The sequence below is a fragment of the Kribbella sp. NPDC104218 genome (assembly GCF_055584105.1).
In genome coordinates this window covers 2,409,821-2,429,093 of record NZ_JBVJMQ010000001.1, presented here as the reverse complement: position 1 = coordinate 2,429,093, position 19,273 = coordinate 2,409,821, and the positions used below count along the sequence as shown (strand labels likewise).

Annotated in this window: 22 protein-coding genes and 1 riboswitch; of the genes, 13 read left to right on the top strand and 9 right to left on the bottom strand. The window is 67.3% G+C overall.

Annotated features, from left to right (window positions below; all coding sequences use genetic code 11):
* Nucleotides 1-25: 25 nt before the first annotated feature.
* From ACZ6ZD_RS11530 to ACZ6ZD_RS11520, 3 genes are read right to left on the bottom strand one after another with little or no spacing between them, the layout of a single operon-like run.
* Entirely contained in the window at nucleotides 26-1,477 is a 1,452-nt protein-coding gene (locus tag ACZ6ZD_RS11530) for a hypothetical protein (protein WP_465670848.1), read from the bottom strand.
* A 19-nt stretch (nucleotides 1,478-1,496) separates the two neighbouring features.
* Nucleotides 1,497-2,156 carry a hypothetical protein gene (locus ACZ6ZD_RS11525; protein WP_465670846.1) on the bottom strand — a complete coding sequence of 220 codons (660 nt, stop codon included), beginning with the start codon at nucleotides 2,154-2,156 and terminating at the stop codon, nucleotides 1,497-1,499.
* A 37-nt stretch (nucleotides 2,157-2,193) separates the two neighbouring features.
* Nucleotides 2,194-2,787, bottom strand: a complete 594-nt coding sequence (locus ACZ6ZD_RS11520) for an HD domain-containing protein (protein ID WP_465670845.1) — start codon at nucleotides 2,785-2,787, stop codon at nucleotides 2,194-2,196.
* A 197-nt stretch (nucleotides 2,788-2,984) separates the two neighbouring features.
* Here ACZ6ZD_RS11520 and ACZ6ZD_RS11515 point away from each other — a divergent pair, with 197 nt between their 5' ends.
* The 4 genes from ACZ6ZD_RS11515 (at nucleotide 2,985) to ACZ6ZD_RS11500 (ending at nucleotide 6,083) form a co-directional block, all read left to right on the top strand.
* Nucleotides 2,985-3,704, top strand: coding sequence for a guanylate kinase (locus ACZ6ZD_RS11515; protein ID WP_465670843.1), 720 nt, complete (start codon nucleotides 2,985-2,987; stop codon nucleotides 3,702-3,704).
* Between the two features lie 70 nt (nucleotides 3,705-3,774).
* A complete protein-coding gene (locus ACZ6ZD_RS11510; RefSeq protein WP_465672680.1) occupies nucleotides 3,775-4,029 on the top strand; it encodes a transposase in 255 nt (84 codons plus the stop codon).
* Nucleotides 4,030-4,112: 83 nt separating this feature from the next.
* Nucleotides 4,113-4,760 carry a transposase family protein gene (locus tag ACZ6ZD_RS11505; RefSeq protein ID WP_465670842.1) on the top strand — a complete coding sequence of 216 codons (648 nt, stop codon included), beginning with the start codon at nucleotides 4,113-4,115 and terminating at the stop codon, nucleotides 4,758-4,760.
* A gap of 534 nt (nucleotides 4,761-5,294) precedes the next feature.
* Nucleotides 5,295-6,083: an MBL fold metallo-hydrolase gene (locus ACZ6ZD_RS11500; RefSeq protein WP_465670840.1), complete on the top strand. Its 789-nt coding sequence runs from the start codon at nucleotides 5,295-5,297 to the stop codon at nucleotides 6,081-6,083.
* 759 nt (nucleotides 6,084-6,842) lie between these two features.
* On the opposite strand, the gene ACZ6ZD_RS11495 is transcribed toward ACZ6ZD_RS11500, so the two are convergent.
* Nucleotides 6,843-7,328, bottom strand: a complete 486-nt coding sequence (locus ACZ6ZD_RS11495) for an HAD domain-containing protein (protein WP_465670838.1) — start codon at nucleotides 7,326-7,328, stop codon at nucleotides 6,843-6,845.
* A 29-nt stretch (nucleotides 7,329-7,357) separates the two neighbouring features.
* Here ACZ6ZD_RS11495 and ACZ6ZD_RS11490 point away from each other — a divergent pair, with 29 nt between their 5' ends.
* Nucleotides 7,358-7,822, top strand: a complete 465-nt coding sequence (locus ACZ6ZD_RS11490) for an NUDIX hydrolase (protein ID WP_465670836.1) — start codon at nucleotides 7,358-7,360, stop codon at nucleotides 7,820-7,822.
* A 13-nt stretch (nucleotides 7,823-7,835) separates the two neighbouring features.
* On the opposite strand, the gene ACZ6ZD_RS11485 is transcribed toward ACZ6ZD_RS11490, so the two are convergent.
* Nucleotides 7,836-9,260, bottom strand: coding sequence for a DHA2 family efflux MFS transporter permease subunit (locus ACZ6ZD_RS11485; protein ID WP_465670834.1), 1,425 nt, complete (start codon nucleotides 9,258-9,260; stop codon nucleotides 7,836-7,838).
* Nucleotides 9,261-9,343: 83 nt separating this feature from the next.
* Here ACZ6ZD_RS11485 and ACZ6ZD_RS11480 point away from each other — a divergent pair, with 83 nt between their 5' ends.
* Genes ACZ6ZD_RS11480 through ACZ6ZD_RS11470 form a run of 3 tightly spaced genes read left to right on the top strand, consistent with a single transcriptional unit; the run spans nucleotide 9,344 to nucleotide 10,847 of the window.
* Nucleotides 9,344-10,012, top strand: coding sequence for a TetR/AcrR family transcriptional regulator (locus ACZ6ZD_RS11480; RefSeq protein WP_465670832.1), 669 nt, complete (start codon nucleotides 9,344-9,346; stop codon nucleotides 10,010-10,012).
* A gap of 4 nt (nucleotides 10,013-10,016) precedes the next feature.
* Entirely contained in the window at nucleotides 10,017-10,610 is a 594-nt protein-coding gene (locus tag ACZ6ZD_RS11475; protein WP_465670830.1) for a GNAT family N-acetyltransferase, read from the top strand.
* 51 nt (nucleotides 10,611-10,661) lie between these two features.
* Complete coding sequence (locus ACZ6ZD_RS11470) at nucleotides 10,662-10,847, top strand: YegP family protein (protein ID WP_171678388.1); 186 nt, start codon at nucleotides 10,662-10,664, stop codon at nucleotides 10,845-10,847.
* Nucleotides 10,848-10,897: 50 nt separating this feature from the next.
* Here ACZ6ZD_RS11470 and ACZ6ZD_RS11465 read toward each other — a convergent pair whose 3' ends face one another.
* Nucleotides 10,898-11,260: a YciI family protein gene (locus tag ACZ6ZD_RS11465; protein WP_465670827.1), complete on the bottom strand. Its 363-nt coding sequence runs from the start codon at nucleotides 11,258-11,260 to the stop codon at nucleotides 10,898-10,900.
* 95 nt (nucleotides 11,261-11,355) lie between these two features.
* Here ACZ6ZD_RS11465 and ACZ6ZD_RS11460 point away from each other — a divergent pair, with 95 nt between their 5' ends.
* Both ACZ6ZD_RS11460 and ACZ6ZD_RS11455 read left to right on the top strand, forming a co-directional pair.
* Complete coding sequence (locus ACZ6ZD_RS11460; protein WP_465670825.1) at nucleotides 11,356-12,318, top strand: pyridoxal-phosphate dependent enzyme; 963 nt, start codon at nucleotides 11,356-11,358, stop codon at nucleotides 12,316-12,318.
* Between the two features lie 282 nt (nucleotides 12,319-12,600).
* Nucleotides 12,601-12,769: riboswitch (cyclic di-AMP (ydaO/yuaA leader) on the top strand.
* Complete coding sequence (locus tag ACZ6ZD_RS11455; RefSeq protein WP_465670823.1) at nucleotides 12,769-13,611, top strand: C40 family peptidase; 843 nt, start codon at nucleotides 12,769-12,771, stop codon at nucleotides 13,609-13,611. Its footprint overlaps the riboswitch before it by 1 nt.
* A 119-nt stretch (nucleotides 13,612-13,730) precedes the next feature.
* Here ACZ6ZD_RS11455 and ACZ6ZD_RS11450 read toward each other — a convergent pair whose 3' ends face one another.
* Nucleotides 13,731-14,390 carry a response regulator gene (locus ACZ6ZD_RS11450; RefSeq protein ID WP_465670821.1) on the bottom strand — a complete coding sequence of 220 codons (660 nt, stop codon included), beginning with the start codon at nucleotides 14,388-14,390 and terminating at the stop codon, nucleotides 13,731-13,733.
* Nucleotides 14,387-15,580 (bottom strand): sensor histidine kinase, encoded by a 1,194-nt coding sequence (locus tag ACZ6ZD_RS11445; protein WP_465670819.1) that lies wholly within the window; start codon nucleotides 15,578-15,580, stop codon nucleotides 14,387-14,389. Before ACZ6ZD_RS11445 ends, ACZ6ZD_RS11450 begins: the two co-directional genes overlap by 4 nt.
* Nucleotides 15,581-15,723: 143 nt before the next feature.
* On the opposite strand from ACZ6ZD_RS11445, the gene ACZ6ZD_RS11440 reads away from it, so the two are divergent.
* From ACZ6ZD_RS11440 to ACZ6ZD_RS11430, 3 genes are all read left to right on the top strand, one after another.
* Nucleotides 15,724-16,608: an ABC transporter ATP-binding protein gene (locus ACZ6ZD_RS11440; protein ID WP_465670817.1), complete on the top strand. Its 885-nt coding sequence runs from the start codon at nucleotides 15,724-15,726 to the stop codon at nucleotides 16,606-16,608.
* 31 nt (nucleotides 16,609-16,639) lie between these two features.
* Entirely contained in the window at nucleotides 16,640-17,449 is an 810-nt protein-coding gene (locus tag ACZ6ZD_RS11435; protein WP_465670815.1) for an ABC transporter permease, read from the top strand.
* Nucleotides 17,450-17,654: 205 nt separating this feature from the next.
* The gene (locus tag ACZ6ZD_RS11430) at nucleotides 17,655-17,843 is read left to right on the top strand and encodes a DUF3073 domain-containing protein (protein ID WP_171678380.1); all 189 of its coding nucleotides are present in this window, start codon (nucleotides 17,655-17,657) and stop codon (nucleotides 17,841-17,843) included.
* Nucleotides 17,844-18,174: 331 nt separating this feature from the next.
* On the opposite strand, the gene purM is transcribed toward ACZ6ZD_RS11430, so the two are convergent.
* Nucleotides 18,175-19,248: a phosphoribosylformylglycinamidine cyclo-ligase gene (gene purM / locus ACZ6ZD_RS11425; protein WP_465670813.1), complete on the bottom strand. Its 1,074-nt coding sequence runs from the start codon at nucleotides 19,246-19,248 to the stop codon at nucleotides 18,175-18,177.
* Nucleotides 19,249-19,273: the final 25 nt, after the last annotated feature.

Genomic DNA, 19,273 nt, shown 5'->3' with positions numbered 1-19,273 from the left:
ACTCACCTGACTCGCCTGCTTCCCGCTAGCTGACGATCGCCTTGATGGCCTCGACCACCGCGGTGATGAAGCCGGACGAAGTACCGCTGATCGCCAGTCGTTCAGCAACTGTCCGCAGGAGCGCTTTGTTGCGAGGGGCAAGTTCCTTCGACGCGACCTGAGCGGCGATCTCCTCCGGACTGACCTCTCCAGCCAGTTGGTCGGCGTTCGTCAGCACCCAGTCAGAGAAGTCAGCGGCAGCCTGGTCGGACTCGGCCGCCCTCCGCAGGCGCTGGGCCAGGTCAGCGGAGGTGACTTTGATGCTCGTGATCGACCCAGAGTCCTCGGCGATGTTCACATCACCCTGCACCTTCGACACCTTGAACTTCCGGTTACCCATCTTTCTTCCCTCTCTGGTCAGGTCGACTTCATAGGACTGGTAGACCTCTGCGTAAATGCCGATCCGGCGGGCCAGCTCGTCCATCGCCCCACGGGTGACCCGATCAAGGTTCCCGGGAGGACGGAAGCGGCGCGGGCCGATCCAGAGCACCCGTCGTCCACACCGAACTCGGTACCGGTTCAGGATTTCGAACCTACGCACCGATAGGCGCTCGAAATCACTGACGGACTGCCTGATCAGGTCCGCGGCCAGATAGAACCGTTCAGCCGGTTGCCGCGCCAGTACCACCGCGAGCGGCCCGATCGGCAGGCAGGTGAGCGGCCGGAGGATACCCAGCTCATCGAGGAGCGTCTGCAGAACGCTTGCCTTGACGGTGGGGAAATGGTTCGGTGTCATCGCGGAGATATCCGGCCTGCCACGGCCGAGATCGCCGAAGACGGTAGCCGCGAGACTGTCCGCGTACGAGGCGGCCCATTGCCGGGTCAGATAGGCACCGAGATCACCACGGAGCAGGTGCGCGCGACCAAGTCGAAGATCGTTCGCGGCAAGCGCGCCAGTCACGACGTCGGCCAGCATCGGCCGGCCATCCAGAGCGTCGGGTAGCTTCACCAGCCGGTCAAGCAATCTGTCGGTCGGCAACCGGTCGCCGTACAGGGACTCGGCCAGCGGACTCCTGAGATCGACGACATCGCGGTTCCAGGACCGCCTGATCCCTACGGTCGTGTTCCCGGTCTTCTCGACCCACGCGGAGCGAAAGCGGTCCACCAGCTCATCCTGGTCGGGCAGGAACAGCGAGTTGAAGATCCCCCGGTCCATCCCGAACTGCACGCGCCGGGCGGCGAGGTTGACTTGCGGGCTGGCACCGCTCCCCGCGATTCCCAGCAGCCCGTTGGCCACCAGGGGAACCAGGGAATGCAGCAACCGGGTGATGGCCGGCCTTTCGTGATGGGCCGAGATCGGAAAGAGCGGAGGGTCGGGCGACGCGACGATGGCGAGCCGGACCAGCTCGCCGCAGGTGGCGGCCAGGACGCCGCTCGAACCGGGCAGGCGTGCGAGGATCTCGTGGTCAGTGAAATGCAGAAAGATTCGGTTTCGCATGGTCAGGCCGTGTCGGCACTCAGCCCGGCAGCTCGACCGACGGCCGGACGCCGCTCTTCAGCTCGATATAGTCGAGGCAGACCGGCAGCTTCTTCCTCAAGTATTCCGAAATTGCCTCCGGCGCAGCCGGAGAGAATGTGTCGGCAAACAAGGACACCGCCTCGAGAGATTTCGTCGTCACACCGAAGTCCAGCAACTGGAACTTCACCTCGTCGAGCGAGCCGTACCGCTGAATCGGCGTCTCGAAGGACAGACCGAAAGCCGCGAACAACGCACGCGAGAAATCCACCGCCGGCGGAGTTTGTTCCATGTACTCGTGCGCCTGGTATGCAGAGAATCCGGATATCACCCGGCTGGACCCGCACCGAAGCGAAAGAATGATCGACTCGCTCTGGATCGCCAGCTGGTGACCCAGCAGGATCAGGTTCGTCCGGTATCGGGCGAAGTCGCGCTCGATATCGGCTAGTGCGATGCGGCGGAAGATACCCGAGCTGTGCGTCGTCCGATGCTCGACAGTCACGCCGGGAAACGCGCGGCGGATCTCGTCGACCCGGAGACTGACGACATCGGTGTCAATGGTGGCCCCGGTCCGCGCGGTCATCAGTGTCAGGTCACGACCACTGTTTGCTTCGAGACAGGCGGCCAACGACGAGTCACGGCCACCGGAAAACAGAATCACACTAGCAGCACTGGTCAAACTCCCCCCAACCCCGTTGTCAGGATAATTGCTCGTGCCGATCCATGAAGAGTTCCATGGCCGCCTCGGGAGGAAGACCCGGAGCACAGGACGGAACATCGTCGAGGATCGCACCACCGTCATCCCGGATCGCACTCAGCCCGTGGTCGTGGAGCAACCTCCGGGCCTCGATCTGGAACGCGATCCGATCGGCTGACTTCACCACCTCGCCCGGCTCGCCCTGAATCGGCAGCTCGATCGCCAGAGCCCGGCCGATGGCCCGGTCTACTGATTCCGCCAACCGCTTAAGGCCGTCGAACTGGCCGACATCACGAAGTGCCTTCTTCAACGGTGTCGGGATGTCACCGATATAGGCTTCGTGAGAATCGTGATGCAAAGCAAGTGCACCGAGTTCGGGACGGCCCATCCGGACCACCAGGTCGGCGACCAGCACACTATGCTGGGCAACGGAATAGAATTCCGTGACATGTCCGCCGAACCTGCATATCCGGGATAGTGCACCAGCGATGTCGTGCACCGAGATCGAATCTTCTGACGGATTCAGGAGATTCAGGCGGCGCCCGGACGCTGTGTCCAGCCATCGACCGTACCGAATACTCTCCTTCAGCATCATGATGGTGCTCGCCCTTCCGTTCCGAAACTCCTACCCAAGACTGCTCCAGATCTTCTCCTTATCTGCCGGGAATCGCCAGCATCCACGCCGCGCGACTGGCGAGTCAAGGGCTCGGATGGCATCGTATTGAAAGTACGTGGGATAAAGGTGATTCATGCACTGGTCTGAAGCAAACGATCACATCGTCGGGAGATCGCTTGACTGTACTGAAGACATTGACCCGAGCCGTGACCGAATATCGGCCACCGTTGTCGAGAGTGGCCGAGCTGGGAACTGACAAGGTTGTCCTGCTGGTCGGACCATCGGGCGCAGGCAAGGACTCCGTCAAGGCGGCGCTGATCGAGCTGGGAACATACAGCCAGCTGATCTCGCACACCACCAGGAGCCCACGGCAAAGCACATCCGTACTCGAACGACACGGCATCGACTACTGGTTCGTCTCACCCCAGGAAATGTCGGGAATGATCGCCGCCGGAGAATTCATTCAGGTGAAGGGGTACGACACGAGTTTTTACGCTACGTCCTTCGCCGAGCTGGCCCGGTCGGCCGGCTCAGGCCGGACAGCGGTCACCGACGTCGACGTCCAAGGCGCCCTCGAGCTGCTCCGGCTAGGGCCGGACAAGTTCCATGCCTTTTTCATCCTGCCGCCGGACCTGACCGAACTCCTTCGTCGCATCCGGCACCGTCAACCGGGCGGCAGCAACGAGGTACCGGCGGCAATGAGGCGAAGACTCCAGATAGCCCAGACAGAACTCCGGACCGTCGAGGCCAACACCGACGTCTTCACCCTCGTCGTCAATCACGATATAACTGCGGCAGCCCGAACGATCGACACGGGCACCCACTCCCCGGACTCACACAACGTCCTCCGGCACCTCATGACCGATCTCGACTCGTACCTGTCCGCCGAAGCATGAAGACGCGACCGACCACAATTCCTGCGCCCGGTTGCTAGTTGGGGAGGGGTCTCCGAACGCTGTGTAGAACCTGGCGGCGTGGGACGACGAGGCGGTGCGTGATGACCTGCGTGACTACGTCGTGGAACACCTGGGTGGTCCTGGTGCGGTGCTGGTGGTTGACGAGACCGGTGATCTGAAGAACGGCGTTCACATGATTGGGGCGCAGCGCCAGTACACCCGCACCGCGGGCTTTATCGAGAACGCCCAGGTCCGGGTGCCTGATACATGCCGTCACGGGCGGGCATGCGTTCATGGGCCAGGCCCTTATCTGCCGAGGTCGTGAACCATGGCTGCGGACAGGTGCCATGCCGCCGAGGTGCCCCGACGGTGTGAAGTTTCGCGACCAAGCCCCCGCTTGCGCGGGAGATGATCGCTCGCGCGCTGGACGCTGGTGATCCGGCGGCGCGGGCGATCGGCGACGATGTCTACGGCGCAGGCTCCAAGCCGCGGATCGCTTTACAGCAACGAGCGATCGGCTACATGCTAGCGGTGGCCTGCGACCATCAGATCACCGTCCGAACCGGCGAACACCGAGCCAAGACTCTGGCCTGCCGCATGAATGCGCGGGCCTGGAACCGGCTCAGCGCGGCATCGGCGCGAAGGGTCACCGCTGGCACGGCTCGCACTCACGCTCGTGCTGCTGGCGAGGCTGTCGCAGTGGCCGGACACAGATGGATGATCGGGCAGTCTTTCCAAGCTGGCACGGGATTGCCCGGGCTGGACGAACATCCGGTCCACCTCTGGCCCCCATGGCACCGCTGGACCATGCCCTCCCACGCGTTCCTCGCCGTCATGACTGCCACCGCACGACCCGAAACCCGTTCGCTCATCGAGCTCACCGCCAACGAGACCCACCACCTGTTCACTCGACTGATCGACCACACCGAACACGGCATCCGGCACCTGATCCTTTGGTCACGCTGGCGAAACGTCACCAAGCCCGCGCACGCGATTGCCACCACCGCCGTCAGACCATCCAACTCGCCTAATCACGAACTGCGGCTGCCGTCCTAACCACGCGCCGCTGCTCTCGCGGCGGCCGCCGTGTTGTTGCTTACTACCGCGAGACGGTGTCCGGTCGCATGGTAGGTAGCGAGGAGGTCTGCTGCGCCTTGGGCCAGAGTTGCGGTCTCGGCGGCCTTCAGTTCGGCGTTCTGGAGGTGGCTCTCTCGGAGGGTCGCGCGGTCGCGCGAGATGGCCGCGGACTTCGAGAGGAGTTCGTGCGGACTGCGTACTCCTGTGAAGTCGGGAGGTAGGTGGCCGAGGTGGGTGGTAGTTAGGGCTCGGCGGTCGTCGGCTGTTCGAGTGGCGGAGTGCCCGGCGAAGACGGAATATACGGGACCGTCGAAGTCGAGGAGTACAACGGGACGCCGTTGGAGGAGGTGCGCGATGGCGCGCTTTTGTTGGTCTGTGGTGATGGTTCGGGGTGATCACGGGCTGAGCTGTCACGCCGTCGGGGTGGCCGGCGGGTTGCTTGTGGGTCTTGGATGTTCTCGGGGTGAGTACGGCGTACTAGCGTCTGAGGGATGGCGAGCGGAAGGGGTTGTCGTGCTCACGCAGGTTGCTGATGGGGTTTGGGTTCATGGGAGTGGGTTGTTGGGGAACAACTCGGTGGTGGTGCGTGGGGGGTTGGTGGTTGATGCGGGGGTTACGGATGGGGAGATGGGGTGTTTGGCGGGGGATTTGCGGGAGGTGGGGGTAAAGGTGGTGGCTGGGTTTGCTACGCATCCGGATTGGGATCATGTGTTGTGGCATGAGGGGTTGGGGGATGTGCCTCGGTATGGGACTGCGGGGTGTGCGGAGTTCATGCGGGAGGTGCGGGGTGAGGTGGGGTGGCGGGAGCGGGTTGTGGAGGGGTTGCCGCCGGAGATTGCGGGTGAGATGTCGTTGGAGTTGTTCGGGGTGATTACCGAGGCTCCTGGTGGGGTGTTGCCTTGGGAGGGGGTTCTGGTGGTTGAGCATCCGGGGCATGCGGTGGGGCATGCGGCGTTGGTGGTTGAGGAGAGTGGGGTGTTGGTGGCGGGGGACATGCTTTCGGATGTGTTTGTGCCGATGCTCGATTTCTCGCGGGATCCGGTGGAGGACTATTTGGCTGGATTGCGGGTGCTCGAGGGGGTGGCGGACGGCGTTGAGGTCGTCATACCGGGGCATGGGTCGGTGGGGCGTGGGGGTGAGGTGCGGGAGCGGATCGAGCGGGATCGGGCGTACGTGGAGGCTTTGCGGGATGGGCGTGATCCGCGGGATCGGCGGGTTACGGATCCGCCGGAGGGGTGGGAGTGGACGCGCGATATTCATGCGGGGCAGGTGCGGCAGTGGGCAGCCCGGGCGTCGGGCTAGGTACTTGCTGGGGTCTGAACGGATGTAGTGAGCGGCCTGGGGTAGGGATGCGCACTGGCAGAACCGGCCTACCTCGTTGGAGGTGACGTTGCGCGGGGCGCACGACGACGGATGTGTTCGGCTACGCCATCCGACTGTGTATTCGTAGCGGCTGGATGGTTCTGCTTTGCGCGGTGAGCATGCGGACTGGCGGTACAGCGAGTTGCGGCTCGGTGAGCCAGCCGGCTTGTGCGTGAAGTCGAGTGGTGTGGTCTGGCCGAGACCGGGCGATGGCTGATCGTTGCTAACGACATCTAAATGACTTGGCGCCCGGATCGGGGTTAGGTGGAGCGGGTTGCGCCGGGGTGCGACGACATCGCCTAGGTCTTGCGAGGAACGCTCGCCCACCGGTGACGGTTGAGCTGAGTGCGCGGCGCTATGGACAGGAGGTAGTCGCGTTTGCGCGTGGTGTTCTCGTCGGTCTACGCGTGCGGGCGGCTATATGTATATGACTACGTCATGTCGTTACGGTCGCCAGGAGGGCGCGATCCGTATCCCGGCGGCATGTCATTGCCTTAAGCAACTTTAATCTCGTTCCATCGCTCCGCCAGCTGGCGCTCGAGCTAGTCCTCGACGGCGCTCGAGCTCGTCTGGGACCTGCTCGACCAACTCGGTCAGGTGCCGCGCCTCGTCCGCGATCGTCTCCTCGTCCGCGTCGTGCGGACGGTCGATCAGCCTCGGGATCTCGGCGTTCGACGTTTCGTCGTCTACGCCGCGACTCTAGTCAGCCAGCCGTTCGGTCTGGGCCAACCATTCCTGCAGTTTGCTGCAATCAGCTTCAGTCAGCCCGACCGTCGGGTCTACGCGATGAAGTAGGGCCGGCGCAGGGTGGTGGGCTGCGACCCAGGACTGGTCGGTGGCGGTGATTTCGTCGTCCAGCCAGATGAATGGGCGGCCGGCGGCCCAGGCTATGAGGGCGGGTGTTTTCCAGTGCAGGCCGGGGATTTCTGGGGTGTCCGGCCAGTCAACCACCGGGAGGGTGGGTAGGCCGAGTAGGGGGGAGATGGCGTGGTTGGCGTCGTCCATCCAGGTTGTGGCCCAGACGAGGTCGCAGTTGAGGGCCGAGAGGCGCTTGCCTTGGGCTGGGTCGATGCGGGTGAGGAGCGGGTTCGAGCGGTCGGCTGTTCGGTAGGTGGGGTACGGCGTTGTCGCGCCGAAGGGGATGAGGGGGCCGTCGACGTCGAGGAAGAGCAAGGGGCGGGTCACAGCAGGCACGGTAGTGGGAGGGTGGGGGGATGAGTTTTCGGTTGGCGGCTTATGGGGTTTGTTTGGTGGAGGGGCGGGTTTTGTTGGGGCGGTTTGTGGGGGTGGGTGGGTCTTGGTGGACGTTGCCGGGGGGTGGGGTTGAGGAGGGGGAGGATCCGTTTGCGGCGGTGGTGCGGGAGGTGGCGGAGGAGACGGGGTTGAGTGGGGTGGTGGAGAGGTTGTTGGGGGTGGATTCGCGGGTGATTCCGGCGGGTGAGGCGGTTCGGGGGGTGTTGCATCAGAACGTGGGGGTGTTTTACGAGGTTCGGATTACTGGGGGTGTGCTGCGGCCGGAGCCGAATGGGGATACGGCGGAGTCGGTGTGGACGCCGCTGGAGGCGGTGGCGGGGCTCGAGCGGTCGGGGTTGGTGGATGTGGGGATTCGGATGGCGTTGGAGCGGCCGGCGACTGGGCATGTGCCGGCGGTGCCCGTCGGTGGGTTGGTTCGGCACTGACGGGCACCGGGGGTCAGGCTGCGGCGGCGGCTTCGGTCAGTTGGTCGGGGGTGGGCTGGAGTTGGGGAGTGGCGAGGGTTAGTACTGCGTTGGCTACGGCGAAGAGGGCGGCTACCAGGAGGCCTCGCTCGAAGCCGGCTTCCAGGGCGTGCTGTTGGGTGGCGCCGTGGGTGAGCTCGCTGGCGGTGTGGCTGATGGAGAGGGTGGTTACTACGGCCAGGCCTAGGGCGCTGCCTACCTGGTACATGGCGTTGACTACGCCGGAGGCGGCGCCGGCTTCGGCGGGGCGGACTTCGGAGACTGCGGTGATCTGGCCGGGGACGCTGACGGCGACGATGCCGAAGCCGAGCAGAATGAAGCCGGGCAGTAGTTCTGTGGCGTAGCTACCGGCGGCGTGGGCCTGGGAGAGCCAGAGCAGCGCAGTGGCGCTCAGGACGGTTCCGGTGAGCTGGATGGTCCGAGTGCCGAGGCGCTGGACGAGCTGGGCGGACAGGACGGCGCCGACGATCGCGGCGATCCCCATCGGTAGGAAGTGGACGCCGGCGTCCAGTGCGCTGTCGCCCCGGACCTGCTGCAAGTAGATGGCAGTCAGGAAGAACATCGAGAGGAACGAGGCGCCGTTCAGTGCCAGCGAGACACTGGAGATGCTGAGCGCGCGGGAGCGGAAGAGGCCGAGCGGTACGAGCGGTGCGGCCGAACGGCGCTCGACGAAGATGAAGGCGACCATCAGCAGGACTCCGGCGATCAGTACGCCGAGGACCTCGAACGACGCCCAGCCGCGCGGCTCCGACCGGACGACGCCGTACACGATGGACAGCAGACCCGCAGTGCCGAGCAGTGCGCCCAGGGTGTCGAACGTGCGCCGTCCGATGTGGTGTCGCAGGTCCGGTACGAACACCGGGACCACTGCGACCAGTGCGATCACAATCGGCACGTTGACGAAGAAGACCCACTGCCAGCTGAGTGAATCGACCAGTACGCCGCCGGCGACCACGCCGAGCGTGCCGCCGAGACCAGCGAGGCCGCCCCAGACGCCCATGGCGATGTTGCGGTCCCTGCCGTGCGCGAAGGTCATGGTCAGGATGGCGAGCGCGGCCGGTGACAGCAGCGCGCCGCCGAGGCCCTGGACGGCGCGGGCCGCGATCAGGAACTCGGGTGAGTTGGCGAATCCCGCGACCAGCGAGGTGACGCCGAACAGGACGAGGCCGCCGACGAAGACCCGGCGGGCGCCGAGCAGGTCGGCCATCCGGCCGCCGAGCAGCAGGAAGCCGCCGAAGAGCAGCGTGTAGGCGTTGATCACCCATTGCAGGGAGTCGGCGGAGAAGCCGAGATCCGCCTGGATGTCCGGGAGCGCGACATTCACGATCGTCACGTCGAGTACCACGATGAACTGCGCGAGAGCCAGCACCGCCAGGGTGGCCCAGGGACTGCGTCGCATTCCGACCTCACAGAGTCTACGCTGTATGCATACGCTGTATGCGTACCTCGTAAACCGTAGGTCTACGGTGTAAACTTGTCAACGTGATCACCAAGGAGATGCCCCGCCGCCTGGATCCGCAGAAGGTTGTCGACAGCGCGCTGGCCATCGCCGACGAGGAGGGCCCGGCCGCGGTCACCCTGCGCCGGCTGGCCCAGCTGCACGGTGTGACGCCGATGGCGCTCTACCGGCACTTCAAGGACAAGGACGACCTGCTGGCCGCCCTCGGTGACCGCCTGCTCGAGAACGTCGTCCTGCCGAGGCCAACCGACGAGCCGTGGGACAAACAGCTGCATGCGGTGCTGACAGCGTTCGTCAGCGCGCTCCGCGAGCATCCGCGGCTGGCCGACCTGACGCTGATGCGCATGCTCGTTGCCGAGCCCGGTCTGGACATCGGCGAGCGGACGATGGAGCTGCTCACCGAGGGCGGCTTCTCGGTGGACGACGCGGCTGAGATCGGCCGCCAGTCGATCTGCTCCCTCATCACGCTCGTCACGACCGATCCGGTCAGCCGCGAGCTCGGCGACCCCGAGCAGCGCGAGGATTCACTACGGAAGAAGCGTGCGGCGCTCGGCGGGCTGCCGCCGCGCAAGTACCCACTGATCACCGCAGCGGCCGACACTCTGGTCTGTCCGACGTCCACCGAGCGGTACTACGGTCTCGGCATCGAGCTGGTCGTGGCGGGCATCCGCGGCGTACTGACAAAGGAGTAGTGGCTTGGCCCTCAGCGTTCTGACCTATCTGGAGCAGCACAGCCCGGAGGAGCTCATTCCGGCGAGAGAACAGCCCATCGAGGTCAGAGCGGTCGAGGAGGTGTCGCCCGAGTTCGCTCGCTACTTCTACACCGCAGTGGGCGGCCACTGGCACTGGATCGGCAAACTCGGCTGGAACCGGGAGCAGTGGCTGGAGTGGCTCAGCCGACCCGGTTTCGAGACGTACGTCCCCTGGGTCGGCGGAGTCCCCGCCGGGTACGTCGCTCTGCGCGGAGTGGGCAGCGAGGTCGAGATCGAGAACTTCGGGCTGCTCAAGGACTTCATCGGCCGCGGAATCGGCGGCCATCTACTGACTGTCGGCCTGAAGCAGGCCTGGACCCTGCACGAGCGCCACAGCGACGTACAGCCGGTCACCAGGGTCTGGGTGAACACCAACACCCTCGACGGCCCGGCGGCGCTCGGCAACTACCAGGCGCGCGGCCTGAAGCCGTACAAGACGGTAGAAGAACAGCGTCCGGACGCCGACGCCCAGCCGCCCGGGCCGTGGCCGGGCTGGGACGGACCGCCCGGCGTGGTGCGAGAGGTCCCGGCGGGCTGACGGCGCTACGCTCGCTGGCGGAGTGATACCAATCCAGGTGGAGGTATACCGATGGCGGGGAAGTTCGAGCTGTACAAGGACAAGTCCGGCGAGTTCCGCTTCCGGCTGAAGGCCGGTAACGGCGAGGTGATCGCGACCAGCAGCGAGAGCTACGGCAGCAAGGCCGCCGCGCTGAACGGGATCGAGTCGATCAAGAAGAACGCGGCCGAGGCGAACGTCGACGACCAGACGGACTGAGACTCCAGTAGAACAAGGGGGTTGTCGGCGGCGACAACCCCCTTGTGCGTTCAGAGCCCGTCGGAGAACGCGACCGGCCGGAGCTCGACTCCGAGCCCCTCGATCGCGGCGTCCGGGATCAGCGCCGCCAGCTCGACCGCCCGCTCGGGCGAGGCCACCTCGAGCAGGTAGTAGCCGCCGAGGAACTCCTTCGCCTCGACGAACGGCCCGTCCGTGACCGCCGGGACGCCGCCGCGGACCCGCACGACGGTCGACTTGGCCGGCTCGGCCAGCGCCACCGTGCTGTGGAACTCGCCCGACTCCTTGGTCAGCTTCATGAACTTGTCGTGCCCGTCGAAAACGGCCTGCTGCTCGGCCTCGGAGAGCGCGGACAGGATCTCGGGGTTGATGTTCAGGACCAGCAGGTACTTCACGGTGTCTCCCTCGGAACCGGCCCCTCGAATCGGGGCCTCTCGATCATGAGTACGGAGCCGGCCGCGCGACTTTGACATCGCGATAGCGTCAGCCCATGGCCGACTTGAGTCTCACAGATGTCCGCGCCGCCGCCGAGCGGATCGCCGGGGTCGCCCATCGGACGCCGGTGCTCACCTCGCGCACCCTGGACGAGCGGGTCGGCGCCCAGGTCTTCCTCAAGGCGGAGAACTTCCAGCGGATCGGCGCCTTCAAGTTCCGCGGCGCGTACAACGCGGTCAGCCGCCTCTCCCCCGACCAGCTCGCGCGCGGCGTCACGGCGTACTCGTCCGGGAACCACGCCCAGGCGCTCGCGCTGGCGGCCCGGATGGCGGGGACGCGCGCGAAGATCCTGATGCCGGCCGACGCGCCGCCGTCCAAGGTCGCGGCGACCAAGGGGTACGGCGCCGAGGTCGTCAACTACGACCGCTACACCCAGGATCGGGCCGCCCTGGCGACCGAGCTCGCGGCCGATCGCGGGCTCGCGCTGATCCCGCCGTACGACCACGTCGACGTCATGGCCGGTCAGGGGACGGTGGCGCTGGAGCTGATCGAGGAGGTCGGCCACCTCGGCGCGCTGCTCACGCCGGTCGGCGGCGGCGGGCTGATGGCCGGTTGCGCGACCGCCGCGACGCTACTGTCGCCGGGGATCCGGATGATCGGCGTCGAGCCGGCCGCGGGTGACGACCACGCCCGGTCGCTGGCCGCCGGTGAGCGGGTGACGATCGACGTCCCGCGGACGATCGCCGACGGGCTGGCGATCTCGCAGCCGGGCGAGCTCACGTTCGCGATCAACCAGCGGCTGGTCGAGGCGATCGAGCTCGTCACCGACGACGAGATCCGGGCGGCGATGACATTCGCCTTCGAGCGGCTGAAGATCGTCCTGGAGCCGAGCGGCGCGAGCGCGCTGGCCGCGCTGCTGGCCGGGCGGATCCAGGGGCTGCCGGAGCGGGTCGGAGTGGTCCTGAGCGGCGGAAACGTCGGCCTCGAGCGCTTCCTGGAGCTGCTCGGAAAGGCCTGAACCAAGGCCGCCCTGAGTACTCGCTGTGCCCGTTGTCACAGTCAGCGACCATGGCTTGTGACCCAGATCACTCCGAAGCCGTCATTTGCCGCCTGAGCGCCCCGGAAACACGCTCAGGACACCTGGTGTTCATCAAGACTCCCTGATCCGTCAGAGAGGCTCTCAGGGCCTTTTCGGAGGGTCTCTGTGGATTCGAGGGTTTGCGTCGTGATCATTCTGTTATACAGTCGTCGGCGGTTCGGTAAACAACACGAACTGCACAGGTGTCACGCCGAGCTCTGCCAGGCGCCTGCGCTCCCCTCGAACAACCATGGCAGAGGTGGGGGACCCAGGAGGTTGGGTTCCGACCGTGAGTGGTCGGTGCCCTGGGGTGAAGTCCACGGGAGTGGACCGGGCGAGATTTCCCAGCCCGAACCCGACAGCTAACTCCGTAGGCGTCGGGAGACAACCATGCCCGTCACCGCCCGACGGACGTCGCTTTCGCGCGCCGTCAGTCATACCAACGACTCCGCGATCCGGGGTCTTGCCAAGCACCGCAAGCCGTCGAAGTCCGCCGTTCCGCGGGCCGCGGCCACCGTGCTGTCCGTGGGTCTCGCCGTCAGCGGCGGCGCCCTGGTCAGCCTGACCTCCGCCCCGGCCACCGCCGAGGCCGCCACGACCAAGGCCGCAGCGCCCACCCAGGCCCGTGGCTACCAGCCGGTCAAGGCTCGCCCCGCCCTGCGCAAGGGCGACAAGGGCCCGACCGTGAAGTTCGTCCAGCGCGCGCTGCGCCTCGGCCCGGACGGCTACTACGGCAACACGACCATCGTCGCGCTGCGCAAGTTCCAGGCGTCCTGGGGCCTCAAGGTCACCGGCAGCCCGGACCACGCCACCTGGGGTCGCTTGACCTGGGCCGCGAAGCACAAGGTGCTTTACGGCAACAAGGGCGGCATCAAGGCGCAGATCTTCCGCGAGAAGGTGCTGAAGGAGGCCGCGAAGCTGAAGGGCACGCCGTACCGCTACGGCGGCACCAGCGCCCGCGGTTTCGACTGCTCCGGCTACACCGGCTTCGTCTACAAGAAGGCCGGCAAGAAGATGCCGCGGACGTCGCGTCAGCAGTACGCCGCGACCAAGCACATCAGCCGCTCGGCCGCGAAGCCGGGTGACCTGGTGTTCTTCAAGAACGGCGGCGGCGGCGTTTACCACGTCGGCGTCTACGCCGGGAACAACACCCTGTGGCACGCCTCGAAGCCGGGGACGCGCATCTCCAAGGGCAAGATCTGGACCAAGAGCGTCGCCTTCGGGCGCGTCTGACAGTCCACTCCCGTCAGCGGTTCCACCCCCCAGAACCGCTGACTTCCCGAAACCGGCCGCGGGATCGTCGACCCCCACCCCTCCGACGATCCCCGGCCGGTTTCGTCTGTCGTCAGTCGTCAGTCGTCGGTGAGCAGGCCGGCTTCGTAGGCGATGATCGCGGCCTGAACGCGGTTGGTGGCATCCAGCTTCACCAGCAGCCGGGAGACATGCGCCTTCACGGTCGCCTCGCTCATGAACAGCTTGCGGCCGATATCGGCGTTCGGCAGGCCGCCGCCCAGCTCGACGAGCACCTCGCGCTCGCGCTCGGTCAGCTTGCTGACCCGCTCCTGCCCCGTCCGGCGGCGCTCGGTGCGGGAGTCCTTCGCGTAGTGGCCGATCAGCCGCCTCGTCACCGCCGGTGACAGCATCGCGTCCCCGGCCGCGACGACCTTGATCGCCTGGACCAGCTCACGCGGCGGCGTGTCCTTCAGCAGGAAGCCGCTCGCGCCGGCCTGCAGCGCGCGGAACACGTAGTCGTCCAGGTCGAACGTGGTCAGGACGACGACCTTCGGCGGATCCGGCAGCGCCTGCACGGCCCGGGTCGCGGCCAGCCCGTCCAGCCGCGGCATCCGGATGTCCATCAGGACGACGTCCGGCTGGTGTCTGGTCACCATCGCGGCGGCCTCCGCGCCGTCGTCCGCCTCGGCAACCACCTCCAGCTCCCCGTCGGACTCCAGGATCATCCGCAGTCCGGCCCGGACCAGCGCCTCGTCGTCCACGATCAACAGCCGTGTCATCGCTCCCCTTCGTCCACGCTCACCGGCGCCACGCTCTCCGTCTCGCGCCCCTCGGGCCAGGGCAGCCAGCCCTCGACCCGCCAGCCGCCGGCCGCGGTCGGGCCGGTCGTGAGCCGGCCGCCGACCAGGACGACCCGCTCGCGCAGCCCAACCAGACCCGCGCCGGCGCCTGGGAGCAGTGAATCAGCAGCTACCGGCCGGATGTTGGTCACCCGCACCGCCACGCCGTCGCCGCGCGTCCCGGACACGACCACCTCGGTCGACGCGCCGCGCGCGTGCTTGTGCACGTTGGTCAGCGACTCCTGGACGATCCGGTAGACCGTCCGCCCGACCGCGACCGGTACGTCGGCCGGCAGCGTGATGTCACTCGTCACGGTCACCCCGGCGGCCCGCGAGTCCGCGACCAGGCGATCGAGGTCGGCGGCCTGCGGCATCGGCGCCAGGTCCGCGCCGTCCACACTCACATCGGAGCGGAGGACGCCGAGCACCTCGCGCAGATCCTCCATCGCCTGCCGCGCCGTCTCCCGGATCAGCTTGGCCGAGCCCTCGACCTTGGTCGGGCCGACGGCCGGGTTCACCTCCAGGCCGCCCGCGTGCAGCGCGATCAGCGAGACCTTGTGGGCCAGGACGTCGTGCATCTCCTGGGCGATCCGCGCGCGCTCGCCCAGCCGCGCCTGCTCGGCGCGCAGCTCCCGCTCGGCCTCGGCGCGCTCGGCCCGGTCCTGCCAGGAGGCGACCAGGTCGCGGCGGGCGCCGACGTACGCGCCGATCGCCACCCAGGTGCCGATCATGAACGGACCGGTGAACACCGAGACCCAGAAGGCCTCCTCGTTCAGCCCGCTGTTGACGACGAGCGCGACGTACCCGAGGAAGGTCAGTAACGCGAGAACGAGGTCGCGCCGGCGGATCGCCAGCGTCACCAGCGCGAAGCCGAGGGAGACGAAGATGCCGCCGATCAGCATCATCACGACGTTGATCACGGTGACCAGGACCGGGAACCGGCGGCGCCAGTAGAGCGCGCCGGCGCCGATCAGGCCGGTGGCCAGGACGACCCAGTCCTTCGGCGTCCAGCCGGGGCCGGTGCTCGCCTGAGCGACCACGGCCAGCAGGCTGAAAGCGATGTAGAGGACGTCGCGGATCCGCGGGGCATGCGTCCGCCACCAGGCGTACCACCGGCGCAGACGTTGCATTCGTTCAGCGTAGTGGCGGACGGTAGGCGGACACGTCCCCCATTCGGGTAGTGCCCGGCGTCCGGAGTACAGACTTTCGTAGGGGGTTTCCGCAGCCGGTCGTCCGATGTGCGGGGAGGGGTCCGGACGGTTGAGTAGTTGCCATGATCACCGTCGAGAACCTGACCAAGCGCTACGGCAGCACCACGGCTGTCCAGGACGTGTCGTTCACCGTGGAGCCGGGCAGCATCACCGGCTTTCTCGGCCCGAATGGCGCAGGTAAGTCCACGACGCTGCGGATGCTCACCGGGCTCACGCCCCCGTCGTCCGGCACGGCCACCATCACCGGCAAGAAGTACGCCGAGCTCCCGAACCCGGGCCGGGTCGTCGGAGTGATGCTGGACGCCGCCGCCCAGCACGCGGGCCGGACCGGCCGGGAGACGCTGGCGCTGAACGCGAGCCTGCTCGGCGTCCCGAAGAGCCGGGCGGACGAGATGCTCGCGGCCGTCGGCCTCACGCACGCCGCCAAGCGCCGCGTCGGTCAGTACTCGCTCGGTATGCGGCAGCGCCTCGGCATCGCGAACGCGCTGCTCGGCGACCCCGCCGTCCTGATCCTCGACGAGCCCGCCAACGGGATGGACCCCGAGGGCATCCGCTGGATGCGCGGCCTGCTCCAGGACTTCGCCTCCCGCGGCGGCACGGTGATCCTGTCCAGCCACCTGCTCGGCGAGGTCCAGGCGACCGTCGACCGGCTGGTCGTGATCGGCGGCGGCCGGATCGTCGCCGACGGCTCGCTCGAAGAGCTGCTCGCCGGCTCCGGCACGTTCGTCCGCGGTCTCGACCCGATCGGCCTGAACCAGGCCCTGACCGCGGCCGGTCTCAGCCTCGAGCCGCTGCACGACGGCGCGCTTCGCGTCGACGGCTCGGCCGAGCAGGTCGGCCGCGCCGCGGCCGCCGCCGGCCAGGTCCTGCTCGAACTTCGCCAGAGCGACGGCGCCGGCCTGGAGGACCTGTTCTTCCAGCTGACCGAAGCCCCCGCGGCCGCCTGATCACCTCGACCTTTTCCTGGAGACGAACACCATGAGCACGTTGACCGAAGAAATCGCCCCCGTCACCACGGCCAAGCACCGGGCCGAGGTGTCCAGCACCCTGCCGCCGGCGCGCGGGCAGTCGTTCCTGAAGCTCGTCACGATCGAGCTCCGCAAGTCCGTCAACACCCGCAGCGGCCGGGTCCTGATCGGCGCGATCCTGCTGATCGCGCTGGCCGCGATGACCTGGCAGTTCACCCACCTGCCCGAGGGCGCGGCCGGGGTGGACGGCTTCATCGGCGCCGGGTCGACCGGCGCGATGCTGATCCTGCCGGTGATCGGCGTGATGGCGATGACGTCGGAGTGGACGCAGCGGACGGCGCTGACCACGTTCACGCTGTCGCCGCGCCGGATCCGGGTCCAGCTGGCGAAATTCGTCTCGGCGGTCGTGCTGAGCGCGGTCGTGATGACGGGCGTCGTCGTCCTGGCCCTGCTCGGGACGGCGCTGGCCGGGGCCGTCACCGACCACAGCGCGACGTACGCCGGGCTCGGCGGGCTGCTGGCCAGCTCGTACCTGATGATGGCGCTGAACGTCGTGATGGGCGCCGCCTTCGGCGCGGTGATCGCCCAGACCGCGGTCGCGATCCTGGTCTTCTTCATCGCCCCGACCGCCTGGTCGCTGGCCGGCCCGGCACTGTTCAAGGACAACGCGAACTACCTGGACGTCTTCTCCGCCTTCGGCCGGATCGCCGAGCGGGACCTGAACGGGATGCTGCCCGAGACGCTGACCGCGATCGGCGTCTGGGTGGTCCTGCCGACCATCGTCGGACTGTGGCTTAGCTCACGTCGCGAGGTCAAGTAACACCCACGGACGCGGTGGGGTGGACCGGTTTGAGGGGACCGGTTCACCCCATCTGCCGTGTGATCGGACCTCTTCGGGGTCCCGCCAGGGGGCCGGTGCGTGTGTCGATCCTCAGCTCCGGGTATCCTTGAACCACGATTACTGACGACTGATCCGTGGGCGCCACGCAGCGTACCCGGTTGACTTGTGCGAGGGGGTCGACGCTATGGGGCGCGGCCGTGCAAAGGCCAAGCAGACGAAGGTCGCACGCGACCTGAAGTACCGCACCTGGGACACCGACTTGGACCAGCTCAAGCGAGAGCTGTCCGGCGGGGACCAGGGTGGGAACCACTCTGCGAACGGCGACAACGACGGCGACGACAGCGACGCCGACGACTACCACCCCCGTCGGTAAGTATTTAGCCCGGCTGAGCTGCTCAGTGCCCCCGCGGGGTGCCTGAGCAGTTCTCCGTGCGTCCGACGTAGTTCCACCACACCAGCACCATGCGGTGAAGGCGTGCTGCCCAGGCCGGCGGGCCGAAGCAGCACCCCGCACCACCTGATGCGACCGCTCGGTGGATGTGTGCGCGCAAGCACCCCCGCGCCCGCCGCGGCCCTTGAAGCGCTCACGCACGCCCGAAACCCCGGCACCGCGCTCGGAAACCCGCGGGTGCATGCCGGGCGCCTTCTGACGAGCTTGTTCAGCAGCCGCGCTCGGTTCGGCCGAGCGCGGCGTCCGCTGTCGGCTACTTGGCGTAGGAGCCTTCGAGAGTGACGGCGCCGCCGGGGGTCGGGAGGACCTCGCCGCAGATCCAGGCGGGGATGTCGCGGGCCGCGAGCTCGGCGATCGCCTGGTCGGCGACCTCGGGAGCGAGGACGGCGACCATCCCGGCGCCCATGTTCAGCGTCTTCTCCAGCTCGAGCAGCTCGACGTCGCCGAGCAGGCCGACCAGGCCGAAGATCGGATCCGGCGTCCAGGTGGAGCGGTCGATCCGGACCGAGAGCTCCGCGGGGATGACGCGGGCCAGGTTCGCCGCGAAACCGCCGCCGGTGATGTGCGACATCGCGTGCAGCGGCCGGTCGTCGGCGGCGTTGAGCGCCTGGATCAGCTCCAGACAGTGCTTGGCGTAGACCCGGGTCGGCGTCAGCAGGGTCTCCCCCAGCGTCGTCCCCAGCTCGGGAACCTCCCGGTCCAGAGCCCATTTGGCCCGGTCGAAGAACACGTGCCGGACGAGCGAGTACCCGTTCGAGTGCAGACCGGACGACGCCATCGCGACCACCACGTCCCCGGCGCGGACGCGCTCGGCGCCCAGCACCTCGGCCGCCTCGACGACCCCGGTCGAAGCGCCGGCGACGTCGTACTCGTCCGGCTCGAGCAGGCCCGGGTGCTCCGCGGTCTCGCCGCCGACGAGCGCCGTACCGGCCTCGACACACGCCTCCGCGATCCCCTTCACGATCTGCGCGATCGTCTCCGGGACGACCTTGCCGGTGCAGATGTAGTCGGTCATGAACAGCGGCTCGGCGCCGCAGACGACCAGGTCGTCGACGACCATCCCGACCAGGTCGAACCCGATCGTGTCGTGTTTGTCCATCCGCTGCGCGATCTGGACCTTCGTCCCGATCCCGTCGGTCGACGTCGCCAGCAGCGGCCGCTGGTACGACGTCAGCGCGGACGCGTCGAACAGCCCGGCGAACCCGCCGAGACCGCCGACCACCTCGGCCCGGGTCGCCTTCGCGACCCACTCCTTCATCAGCTCGACGGCCCGGTCACCGGCCTCGATGTCGACTCCGGCGGCGGCGTAGCTCGCGCCTTGGCTCACGTTCTTCTCCTCGGTACGACGTCGA